The following is a 12,014-nucleotide window of genomic DNA, read 5'->3' on the forward strand; positions in this document are numbered from 1 at the left end:
TAAATGAGTAATTCGAATTTTACTGATGTTGTGATTCTTGCCGGCGGATTCGGCGAAAGACTTTGGCCCGCTTCAACTCCGGAATTTCCAAAGCAGTTTATGGCTTTTGCAGACGGAATTTCTTTTTTGCAGAATGCAGTCATAAGGGCGTTGGCAGTTGAGCCTTCTGGAAAAATTCTAATTATTTCGCGTCCTGAAATTTGCGCGGAACTTACAAAGCAAGTTGAAGCTTTAAAAGAAAAAGTTTCCGAGCCGCAGAAAAAGAAAATTGAAAACGACTTGTACGTGATTGCAGAACCTTGCTCAAGGCACACTTGCCCGCCCCTTTTGCTTGCCTGCAAATTTCTTGAGCTTGCGGAAAAATCAGAGCATTTGATTTTGGTTTTGACAAGCGACCAAGTTATTTCACCTTTGGAAAATTTTGTTTCAGACTGCAAGAAAGCCGCGGATTTTGCGCATCAGGGAAAATTCGTGTGCTTTGCAATTCCGCCTTACGAGCCTTCAACTGGATTCGGCTACATAAATATGGGCGAGCCTTTGGATTCTGAAAATTCAGTTTTAAAGATTGAAAGCTTCAAGGAAAAGCCTGACTTGGAAACTGCGAAGGCTTATCTTGCAAGCGGAAAATACGCTTGGAACAGCGGAATGTTTGGATTTTCAAATTTACTTTTTGAATCTGAAATTAAAAAGTACGAAAGCGAAATGTACGAAACTTTTAAAATTTTTGACAACGCTGAATTTCCAAAGCCGGAACTTTTAAATTCAATAAAATATATTGAAAACTGGCAACCGCTTAATGAAGCCTACAATTCTGTAAAATCGATTGCGGTTGACAATGCAGTTGCCGAGCGGACGCAAAATGCAGTTTGCGTAAAAGCTTCTTTTTACTGGGATGATGTTGGAAGCTGGGATTCGTTTGAAAAATATTTTGAGCAAGGCGAAGATGAATTTATTTCAGTTGAAAGCAACGGAAACTTTGTTTACTCTGATATGCCGGTTGCTCTTTGCGGAGTTCAGGATTTGATTGTTGTTGTAAAAAATGGTAAAATCCTTGTTATGAAAAAAGGCGCAAGTTCTTCCGTTAGAAACGTTGTAAAAAAATTCAAGGAAAAACAGTAAAAGCGTTTTCATTATTTTGGAGCAAAAAATGGTTTGGCTTATCGGTTACAAAGGAATGCTTGGAAGTGAAATTGCCAAGCAGTTTACAGAAAATAAAATTGACTGGATTGGAAGCGACAGAGACGTTGACATAACAAATCCTGCGGAACTTTCAAAGTTTGCGCATAATCACGGAACTGCCGCCGGAAGAACTGGAATTTCAGTTGCCCGCGGAACTGTTCCAGAAAAAATCACTTGGGTAATAAATTGCGCCGCCTACACTGCCGTGGATAAAGCCGAAGAAGATTCTGAGCTTGCTGAAAAACTTAATGCTGAAGGTCCTAAAAATATTGCAAGGATTACTCGCGAACTTGGCGCAAAGCTGATTCACATTTCAACAGATTATGTTTTTGACGGAACAGGAAATTTTCCGTATACAGAAGATATGCTGAAATGTCCGGATTCAGTTTATGGAAGAACAAAAGCCGCAGGCGAAGATTTTGTGGAAAAAGAAATGACGCAGTACTACATTTTACGCACTGCATGGCTATATGGTTTCGATGGAAAAAATTTTGTCTACACAATGACAAAAGCAATGAATTCAAAAGATGAAGTGAGCGTTGTTTGCGACCAGAAAGGAACTCCGACTTGCGCCGTTGACTTGGCTTCTGCAATTTTAAAGATTATGGCCACATCGGAAAAAGCAAAAAGCCTGTTTGGAAAAAAATCAGCTTTGCCTTATGGAGTTTACCATTTTACAAATTTAGGCGAAACAACTTGGTTTGATTTTACAAAAAAAATATATGAGCTTGGAAAAAAATACGGCAGAATCACGAAGGACTGCGCTATAAATTCCTGCACGACCGACGAATATCCGTGCGCTGCAAAACGCCCGGCATATTCAGTTTTAAGCAAAGATAAAATCCAAACCTTGCTGAAAATCAAAATTCCTGAATGGCAAGAAAGTTTGGAAAAGTTTATAAAGAATGACAGATTTTTAATAAAATAGACAACTAAAAAATAAATGGAAACAAAAAAAGGCTTCGGAAACTAAATGTTACCGAAGCCTTTTTTGATTATGAACTCGTGATTCCGTGAAAATATTCCGCTTTGCTTCATATTTTCACGTGAACTCCACTCGTTTGATGGGATAGTTTGTGGTTTACATTCCTAAGACTGTTAAATTTTTCTAGACTGCTAGTTGTAGCTAGAAGATTTCCATGAGATAGAAACTCTTCCATCACATCCTGCTATCCAAAAACTTTCCGGTTTCTTTATGGTTAAAATTAGGAATCATTTCATTGAATAGTTCTATAAGTTCAATACGAGTCCATTCCTCTTTATTCTTCATAGTGAAAATTGTGTCTGTAAAGTATTGGAGCATTTTTTCATCATAACAGACTTCATTTTTAATTACACCAAGAGAATCAAATTTATCCATTACAATCTTTTCATTTGCGGTATAAAATTCCTCAAAATCTTTTTCACCGGTTGTGTCGCTCTTAAAAAAATATATCGGATATCTATGCTTAACTTTTAATTCTGTAACTCTAGCTCGAGCTTCATCTTCTGTTGCACATTGAACCATAACCAAGGTTCTTAAGATATTTTTCTGCAATACTGGAAAAAGTAACCAATCTATCTTGTTTTATGAAATATTCTTGAAATAAGGTAGTTAATAAAATATAAAAATGGATGTTTATAAAACTTCTCTTTTTCAGAATTAAAATCATTCTCCTTTTTTATTAACTCCTCTTCTCTTTTCTTCAAAACCAGCTCTTTATTATCGTAATTTGTATTATTTGCATTTTTCTTTTGATAATCAAAATCATAAGTTTTTTCTTTCGCTTCAAATGATTTTTCCAAAAACCCAATAACTTTTTCTATAGATTTGTTATTTTCAATATAAATATCATTTGCATTTTGAAGAATTTCTGGATTTTCAGAAACAAGTTTTACTAAATCTATTTTTTCATTCAATTTTGTCAAACGATAAGATAAAGCTAAAAAACTTTGTCTGAAATCATCTGTTATAGTATTGGAAATTAAAATTTTATCTTTTAACAATTCTTTAGGAAGATAGTATTTTCCATTTTTTTCCCATAAATTATATATAATGTATTCTATGCATTGAACTTCACAAAAAATACTATCCTCGCTATCAGGAAAAATCTTATTATAATTATCTTTTGTAATATTGAACAATTGTTGATTATCAGTTAATAGGAAATATTTAGCAGCTTCATATGATTTTGGATTTTTTATATTATTTTTATTTCGGATACATTGTATTCCTATTATAGAATCTATATCTCTTAATATTCTATCAGGATAAGATGAAAATGTTGTTTTATATTTTTTTTCAAAACTTTCTTTCAGATTAATTTCATCATAAACACAATTTTCTTTTGTAAGTTCTGGTTTAGATAAAATTTCAATTTCCTTGCCTAGTATTATTTCTCTTAATTTTTCTCTATCAAGTGGTATAATAGAGTTAAAATTTTCTTTATAGTATTTTTTTGCTTGTAAATAAACATCTAGACCTTTTGCTGTAAAATTATTTCTTTCATAAGCAAGTTTCCAAGAAAAAAGAATTCCCCATGTCTCCTCAAAAGTATGTTCAAATAAATAAAATTTGACATCTGAGTCTTTTAACTGTTTAAAAACTTTTTCGTATGTTTTTTTATAATCAATTCCATCATAACCTAAATACTTCATTAAAATTGGAGTATCTAAAAAAAAGCAACAATTAAAATAATTAAAGTCATAAATCTTCAAAGGTATTTCTTTTATTGATTGTGCTATATTAATATTTTCAATGAGTTTATATAAATCCTCTCTATTCTTAATTAAATATTTTAAATAAGAATTTCTTAAAGAATCATCTTCTGATTGTTGATATTCTTCATTTTCATTTGAATTATCTAAAATTACTCTATTAAAAATGGCTTTACATTCTTGTTTTTTAATATTTTTATTTATTTTGCTATAAAAGTGAAAAAAATCATTTGTTAATTCATTTAACTTATCATTAAAATTCTTTTTTTCTTCTAATAACTTTTTAGAGAGTTCTTCCAAAGTTATTTCATATTTTTCATCAAATTCATAGCGAGAACCATTAATGATAAAATTTTCATTAACAAATTTCTCAATTTTTCCTTTTGGAATGATTATATTATACTCATTTAAGTAAGCATTTCTTATTTTTTCATAATCGTAAATTACAACCTGAGTTTTTTGAAGATGATAAATGACATTTCCTAATGCAAAAACAAGAACTTTTATTGGGTTTATTTCGCCTTGGATAAAGTAGACAATACCTAGTAATTTTTTATTATTTGAACTCATAAATTTTTTCTTCCATTTTATCATTTACAAAATATATTTTATATTTATTGCCAACCGAGTTAAATATAAGTTTTTTAAAACTATCTTTGCATTCTCTTCCAAATATAATTTTTTTCTGAGAAAAATTTTCTATTGGAAAAAAATCCAAAGCTTCTTTATTATCGCATACTTTAAAAATTCTAAATTCATTTTCTCTTGAAAAAATTGAATCTTTAAGAAAAGCACCGTTCTTTATTATTTGAAAAAAATCAGTTCTATTAACCGTATTTTTTAATGTTGAAATATTATTAATAATATCATTTCTATATTCCACATTTCCTGCAAAGCAATTAACATTTAAAGAAATCGTTTGAATTTCATTAGTAACTTTTAGTATGCCATTACTAGTAGTATTCTTGAATTCTTCATCAGGTATAGAAAACTCTATGCAAATACCTCTGTGAGAATCTCCATAAAACGACCAAAAATATCGTTTTATTTCATCATAATTATCCAACTTATTTGAAACATCAAACAAACACAGAACTTTTAAATTTGAAATATAACAACGTTCTTCATACTTTAGATTTTTCAAAAAATCATTATCCCTTAATAACGCACAATCAAAAACATCATTAAAATTATTTGGATTGGAAAGAGTTAACTGCTCTTTTATAATATTATCCAAAACATATAATTTCATCGGACAAAATTTTCTAAAAATCATTTTACCTGTATTTTATATTTTAAATTAATTTCATTAGACTCAAGCTCTCTCATCTCTCCCAATACCTTTTTATTCATCTCCCATCTTTCCTTGTCAAAGAACCAGCCGAATTTATTGAAATATTTGACTGCGCTTTTAATGTGTTCCAAAAGCATTTTTTTATTCTTGTAGCTTTCTTTTGCATGGTCGTGAATTATCGTAACGTCCGGATAGAACAGAGTTTTTCCAACTCGGTGCAGACGGCGGATAAGGTCAAAGTCCTCGCAGTACATAAAATACCGATCGTCAAAAAATATATTGTTCTTCTCAAGCGCGCTTGTCCGCATGAACATAAAGCAACCGCTAAGGCACGGCGGATTCATGATTTTGTCATAACAGCTCATTTTCAGAGTGTATCTGTCATTCATTTTTTGAATCAGTTTCGTCTTTGGCATGAACCGGCGGAAAATCAGGTCGAAAGGAGTCGGAAGCAGTTTACACAAATACTGAAGTTCGCCGTTCGGATAGACAACTTTTGGAAGAACATAAACAGCATCTGAATTGCCGTCCATAAATTCAACAAGTTTCGGAAGAACATCTGGCGCAAATTTTATGTCAGGATTCAGAACAATGTGATATTCACTTTTTTCCTGAACTGCCTTTTTTATCGCAATATTATGAGCCGCACCATAGCCGATATTTTTACCGTTAAATATGTACTCGGATTTTTCAACATCCTCGCAAACTTCACGTAAAGATTCGTCAGGCGAATTATCGACAAAATAAATTTTATCCATAACTTCGGATTTTTTTACGCAGTCAATAAGCGCAGACAGCTGGTCTGCACGAGTTTTGTAAAGGACAACGCTGGACGTCAGCATAGATAGCTCCATGTCTGTTTTGTTGAGAAAAACATGATTTTTGGAAATTTTGTTTTTATGATTTAGATTTAAAAGTTTTTATTTTTGAGAAATTTATTTCTTTATTGATTTCAAAAGAATGATACGGTCTTTAAGTCTTGCAAAAAATGGACGGCTACTTTTTTCTGATGAATTGCTGGCATTCGAATTGTGCCTTCTGTAATGAATCAGCTTTTCGTCAGAAAATTTCACTTTGTATCCATTGAAAGCCGCAAAGTTTCCGATATAGGAATCATGCATAGGAAGCTTTTTCGGAAAAGGCAGCAAGGCTTCGCAAAGTTTTTTTGAAAAGCACATACAGCAACCGTGATAGCCGTTTTTCAGAAGGTTATAGAACTTTCCACTTTTGGTATGGTTCAGCTTGAAGAAAGATTCCGATGTCTGATTTCCGTTTCCGTCTACAATGTCCGCATCGTGAATCACAAGGTCGCTGTCTTTAAGTTTTTCCATGCAGACTGAAACTTTGTCCACCGTCCATTCATCGTCCTGGTCAGAAAGAAAGATGAAGTCGCCTTTTGCGTTTTTCAGGGCATTTTCAAGGTTGTAAATCGGCGAATGAAAAGAGTTGTTTTCAAGCAGATGAATCCGGCTGTCGTTGAATGATTTTATTATCTCAACAGTTTTGTCAGCCGAAGAATCGTCTGAAATCACGACTTCGTCATCGTTTCCAAGCTGAGAGAGAATCGACTCCAGTTGTATTCGTATGAATTTTTCGCCGTTGTAAGTCGGCATACAGACAGAAATCATAAGTTTATTTGTTCCTTAACAGAGTGAGTAGAAATGAAGGATTCTTATTTTAAAAACAAAAATTTATATAGTTAAACGAAAAATGCTTTTTTAGAGAAATAGTAAATAGCCAATATTTCTCTTTATTCCATGTTTTAAAAATCCATTTTTTATAACAAAAAATATTCTGTAAATTTTTGAATACTCTTTTAGATTTGCAAAAATATTTAATTTATTAAGCTCTATTTCTGAAAGCTTTTCTTCAAAATAACTTTTAAAGAATAAAGCAAATTTTCTATATGCTTTAAGTTCTTCTTGATATTTTTTCTTATCCAAAAATCTTCTTATAATATATTTTGATGATTTAGTATCATATGCACCAACAACATTTTTTCCATGTTGCCTGTATAATTCTATAGTTTTATCAACATAGATTTTTTTACCAAATTCACAAGCAATTGTTGCAAAGAAAGAATCATGCATAATTATTGATGAAGTATCTTTAAGTAAATCTTGCTTATTCAAAAAAACAAAATTTTTTAACTCATTATTTATAAGCATTACACATCCGGTAACATTGTTTTGTACAAAATAAAAATGTTTATTTTTGGGATTTTTTGGCAGATTCATATAATTAATATAAGAGTCTGAAATTCTATCAAGATTCTCTTCAACAACTTCTAAATCACCATGAATTAAAACTGGTTTGTTTTTTATATCTTCAGATAAAATACTATATCTATTTATAAGCGTGCTTACATGGTCTTTCGTCCATACATCATCCTGGTCGCTGAACAAGAACAAATCGCTTTCAACATTTTCAAGCATATACAAAAAATGCTTACAAGCAGATTTATTCGGCTCATGCTTAGGCAAAATTCTTATTCTTTCATCTTTCTTTGAATAACCAGCAATGATTTTTAAAGTATTGTCAGAACTTCCGTCATCAGAAATATAAAGAATAAAATCCTTAAAGTCTTGATTTAAAATTGAATCAAGCTGTTCACGAAGATATTTTTCTCCGTTGTATGTTGCGAGAAGAATTGAAATTTTCATAGTTTTCGCTGTCTTATATTTTTTTAGAATAGTTAGAGTGTATTAATTTTTATATTTAAAAATATGTTTTAATAAAAATAGTTTTTTAGACTTACTTTTATAAACAATATCCAATGAAAAATTTTCACAAGTGCCCAATGTTCCTATAATTGCAAAAACTATGAAACCTGTAGAACTGATTAAAAGAGGATTTGTTCCACTAATAAAAAGATACGCTAAATATCCTATAGAAATAGTAATTTTAAAAAATCTATCAAAAACAGTATTTTTAAAAATAAAAAAAACAGGAGAAAGAAGCAGTAAACATAAGATAATAGTTTGAATAAGACCAAAATCTTTTATAAGATCATAATAAGAAAGTTCTGTATAAGAACAAAACCTATTGAAACCTTTTGAATAAAAGATTGTTCCAGGCCCTTTTCCACAAAAAACAAATTGTAAAGGATTTTGCTCAAATAAATTCCGATATGAAATTATATGATTTTTCTTTACTCCAAGAGAAGAAACATCATTATCATTTAATAATTTCATAATAACAAGAAGTGCAGATATTGCAAATAAAATAAAAATTAGAATAAATTTTAGAGTTTTTTTCTTTATATAAAATGTATAAAAAGAATACGCAAATAATACAATCATAATTCCAGAGAGCATATTTGCACGTGTTCCTGAACAAAATAACGCCCCCATAAAAATTAGCATCTGAATCAGATAGCTATTTTTTTTTGTAGTAAAGTAATAGTAACAGACAAAAGCTAGACATATTGTAAAAACGGAAGATGTTCGTATATAAACAGAAGCAAAATGTAAACCTAAAAAAGTTCTATTCATATTAACCATTACAACATTGTTATGAGTTGAAAAAAAAGAGTAAAAAATGGACTCAATATCAGGAGAACTAGTCATAAGTAAATAAATTGCTATATTAACAATGGCAACAAATAACATTACATAATAGAAAATTTTTATACTTTTTAAATAATGATTACTACACCAAAAAATGTATGTTAAAAATAAAAATGATTTTAATATGCCATTAGTTCGCTGATAATCTAAATTTTCATCAAACATTAAACCTAGTAAAAATGAAATGAAATATACACATAAAAATACGAGAATAATTTTTAAATCTCTAAAATTTGCAAAAGGCAGACTCACAAGAACAAATAATACAAAACTAATGTTTTTTAAATGTAATAACTCATTCGTTGGATCAACAAGAACTGAAAAAATCAAAATTGCATTCAGTAAAAAACTTAATGATTTCAATTTTGTCATATATAATGGATTTAGTTTCATTTTTTATAAATCTACCTTTAAGCTAAACAGAAAGGATTTTGCTTTACCTTGCAATATCCTAATAATTTATAATTATCAATTTTCAAAAAATATTTTTTTTATAATAATCAAGAGATTTCATTTTCAAAAATTACAAAAATCAACCCCGATAGAATATTTATACCTAAAAATTATTTTTAATATTTATTTTAGTAAAGCAATACTAAATCAAAATGCTTTCACGTTTCTGCAAGTCTTTTTCTATTAAAGCCCAAAATCTTTTAAAAATATTAAATATATTGAAAGCAGCTCATTTATCTCATTTTGATTTGAATCAATATATAAATTATTTTCACAATCAAAGTGGATAAATTCATTAAGACTTTCTTCTTGATTGTTTTTTGAGACAACAACCATTTCCTTAGAAAGTTGCCCTTTTATTTTTAATTTTTTAGATTTCTCCAATATACTCTTCCAATGAATTTTGAACATATTCTACAAATGCTTTCATTTTTTATATTTCCAATATGTTTTAATAATTCAATCTTCTATCTGAACAATTCACTCAAAAACTGCTCCGTCCCATATTCTGGAAATATTTTAGTTTCAATTTTTCGAGATGCATTTAAATCAATATCATCAGCTCCTGAGATAATTGCATATCTTGTAATATCTATATTCTTTTCTTTATTAATATTTTTGTTCGTTGTAAAAAGAAAATTGTTCATCGCAACTGTTTCTATAGTACGCATTGTTAGTCCAGACTGATCTGGATGGCATAAATCCAGAACGGCTTTAGCTCTTTTTAACAAGGCTAAATATTCGTCATAATTCAATGGATTATGTAATATACATTCTTTTAAGAATTTTTTACTTATAGACTTATTGAATAAAAGTTTTAAATACTGAATTTTCCCGACTAGAATTTTAAGAACAATTTTTTTATCGCTGTTTTCATACTTTTGGAATATCTCATTGAGCATTTTTATTCTGTTTGAATGAGCCCAACCAAGAAAGAATAAATCAATATCTTTTTCATACGAAGGAACAGAAACTTCTCTTGCAAACAAAGCTCTATATTTAAATCCATATTTTTCGCAGTCATCAAAGTCAAAAGAAAATACTGAATTAAACAGCTTTATAATATTTAACAATCCAAGATTTCTTTTTATTGAATCCCATTCGTATAAAATAAATTTTGCCTTTGGTTGAGATTTACGCAACACTTGTACAATTTCTGCATTAAAGACATCTCCCTTTATTACAAAAACAAAATCATATTCTTCGACTGCTTTAGAATAAATTTTCTTTAAGAGATTCTTTTGCAGGCATTTCATCTGCCAATTTTTGCTAATATGGACAATAAGCTTATAAAATGGAAATTTCTCCCAAGCGTTTATATAATCTATAATAGCTTCTTCTTTCTCAAGATTTTCCTTTATAACTTTTTCATAATCATAAAATCCGATTCCAAAGAAAAGTATTTTCTTTTTATTGATTGCTTCAATCATCAGTCTTCCCCTAGAATCTTTTTTATCTTTGTATTGTCTCCCCAGATTGCAAGCGAATCGTAAGGTCTGTCCGGGAATGCGCCGTATTCAAGTTTGATGTCAAGATTGTTTTCCTTGATAAATCGCTCAACCCGGGAAGCAAGTGTCTCAGGCTTTCCGCAGCAGGCGTTTATTGTTCCGAAAACCGTGTCATTCAGGATAACAGCGGCCACCTGTTTGCAGAAGACATTGAAATCCAGAAAGTCGAACTGGTTTATTCCAGACGTGAACGGAAATGTCTTCTTTCCGTCCGCCGCAGCCTGCATTATCTTTGAGAAAATCGAGCAGCCTTTCACAGTGTTGTCAACAATGTAAAAGCCACGCACCCACTGTAGCCGGGTCTCTGTATTTTTTACGAGCAGCTCCGTCATCTGTCGCAGCGCGTTCTTTGCTATTCCGTAAAGTGAAAGCGGATTGCACGGAGTGTTCTCGTTTATGCTTCCCTCGTGGAACCCGACCTCGTGCATGCTGCCAAGAACGACAAGCTTCTTCACCCCGCCGCAAACCATTTTCTTAAGGAATTCATAATGCTTCGGAAGGTCAAGGATGTGGTTGTCCGAGGCATGCTTGAATCCGTCCCGCCAGGCAAGATGGACAAGAACATCAGGCTTGCCGAAATGCTCAAACGGATTCTCTATTTCAAAAAGATTTCCGGCAATGGAAGAGACATTTTTATATCCATAAGTAAAATCAGTGAAGTCCGAGGCGACAATCTCATTTCCGCTTTCTGAAAGCTCCTTTATGATTCCGTGCCCCATAAAACCGTTCGCACCAGTTACAAGTATTTTCATGCATTGTTCCAAAAATTGTTGATTTTAAAATTTGTAAATAATTGTCTAGTTACTTTTTTTATTGCTGATACCAGAAAGGTTATTAAAGATATTTGATAATTTTAGCAGGAACACCTGCTACTACAGTTTTCTCAGGCACATCATGTGTTACAACTGAATTTGCGCCTATGACGCAGCCATTGCCAAGCCTAATACCAGGAATTATTTTTGCTCCAATACCTATGAAAACATTATCACCTATAGAAGTTTGTTTTATTTCTAAGTCAGTTTCCATAATATGTTTACCTGGAATATACTGATGATTGCAGTCTGATATATAGACATACGCAGAAATCACACAATTGTTTCCAATCGCAAGATTGTCTGTGGCAATTATATGACAACCTTGCTCAATAGAAGTTTCATTACCTATCGTGAGTCTTGGAGAAAAACTTTGCTCGTGCCATTTTGAAATAGCTTCTATTCTAGCTCCGTTCAAGATATGCACATTATTTCCAATATGAATATATTTTTTACCAACAATTCTCATTGGTTTTATGATTTTAGAATGTCGTCCGAAATA

At 31.0% G+C, this 12,014-nt stretch carries 13 protein-coding genes; 2 read left to right on the forward strand and 11 right to left on the reverse strand.

The features are described 5' to 3' along the window. Positions 1-3: 3 nt before the first annotated feature. The gene (locus Q0H92_RS09205) at positions 4-1,119 is read left to right on the forward strand and encodes a sugar phosphate nucleotidyltransferase (protein WP_296014130.1); all 1,116 of its coding nucleotides are present in this window, start codon (positions 4-6) and stop codon (positions 1,117-1,119) included. Positions 1,120-1,147: 28 nt separating this feature from the next. Continuing rightward, a complete protein-coding gene (rfbD, locus tag Q0H92_RS09210; protein WP_296014135.1) occupies positions 1,148-2,107 on the forward strand; it encodes a dTDP-4-dehydrorhamnose reductase in 960 nt (319 codons plus the stop codon). A gap of 231 nt (positions 2,108-2,338) precedes the next feature. Here the strand turns inward: rfbD and Q0H92_RS09215 are convergent, their stop codons facing one another. The 11 genes from Q0H92_RS09215 to Q0H92_RS09265 form a co-directional block, all read right to left on the reverse strand. Next, positions 2,339-2,686, reverse strand: a complete 348-nt coding sequence (locus Q0H92_RS09215; RefSeq protein WP_296014138.1) for a hypothetical protein — start codon at positions 2,684-2,686, stop codon at positions 2,339-2,341. A gap of 50 nt (positions 2,687-2,736) precedes the next feature. Then, positions 2,737-4,470 (reverse strand): hypothetical protein, encoded by a 1,734-nt coding sequence (locus tag Q0H92_RS09220; RefSeq protein WP_296014150.1) that lies wholly within the window; start codon positions 4,468-4,470, stop codon positions 2,737-2,739. Then, on the reverse strand, positions 4,433-5,152 hold the full coding sequence (locus tag Q0H92_RS09225) for a DUF2971 domain-containing protein (RefSeq protein ID WP_296014154.1): 720 nt from the start codon (positions 5,150-5,152) through the stop codon (positions 4,433-4,435). Before Q0H92_RS09225 ends, Q0H92_RS09220 begins: the two co-directional genes overlap by 38 nt. After that, positions 5,149-6,012, reverse strand: coding sequence for a glycosyltransferase (locus Q0H92_RS09230; RefSeq protein WP_296014158.1), 864 nt, complete (start codon positions 6,010-6,012; stop codon positions 5,149-5,151). The genes Q0H92_RS09225 and Q0H92_RS09230 overlap by 4 nt, the downstream gene beginning before the upstream one ends. A gap of 93 nt (positions 6,013-6,105) precedes the next feature. Continuing rightward, positions 6,106-6,798, reverse strand: a complete 693-nt coding sequence (locus Q0H92_RS09235) for a glycosyltransferase family 2 protein (RefSeq protein ID WP_296014161.1) — start codon at positions 6,796-6,798, stop codon at positions 6,106-6,108. Between the two features lie 90 nt (positions 6,799-6,888). Continuing rightward, complete coding sequence (locus tag Q0H92_RS09240; RefSeq protein WP_296014163.1) at positions 6,889-7,833, reverse strand: glycosyltransferase family 2 protein; 945 nt, start codon at positions 7,831-7,833, stop codon at positions 6,889-6,891. 42 nt (positions 7,834-7,875) lie between these two features. Next, the gene (locus tag Q0H92_RS09245) at positions 7,876-9,111 is read right to left on the reverse strand and encodes a hypothetical protein (RefSeq protein ID WP_296014166.1); all 1,236 of its coding nucleotides are present in this window, start codon (positions 9,109-9,111) and stop codon (positions 7,876-7,878) included. 264 nt (positions 9,112-9,375) lie between these two features. Beyond that, positions 9,376-9,576, reverse strand: coding sequence for a hypothetical protein (locus Q0H92_RS09250; protein ID WP_296014168.1), 201 nt, complete (start codon positions 9,574-9,576; stop codon positions 9,376-9,378). Positions 9,577-9,659: 83 nt separating this feature from the next. Next, positions 9,660-10,622 carry a hypothetical protein gene (locus Q0H92_RS09255; RefSeq protein ID WP_296014171.1) on the reverse strand — a complete coding sequence of 321 codons (963 nt, stop codon included), beginning with the start codon at positions 10,620-10,622 and terminating at the stop codon, positions 9,660-9,662. Next, the gene (locus Q0H92_RS09260; protein ID WP_296014174.1) at positions 10,622-11,452 is read right to left on the reverse strand and encodes an NAD(P)-dependent oxidoreductase; all 831 of its coding nucleotides are present in this window, start codon (positions 11,450-11,452) and stop codon (positions 10,622-10,624) included. The genes Q0H92_RS09255 and Q0H92_RS09260 overlap by 1 nt, the downstream gene beginning before the upstream one ends. An 82-nt stretch (positions 11,453-11,534) precedes the next feature. Beyond that, positions 11,535-11,981, reverse strand: coding sequence for an acyltransferase (locus Q0H92_RS09265; protein WP_296014178.1), 447 nt, complete (start codon positions 11,979-11,981; stop codon positions 11,535-11,537). Between the last annotated feature and the right edge of the window lie 33 nt (positions 11,982-12,014).

Origin of the sequence: uncultured Treponema sp., assembly GCF_934725225.1 — a bacterium.
Classification (GTDB): Bacteria; Spirochaetota; Spirochaetia; order Treponematales; family Treponemataceae; genus Treponema_D.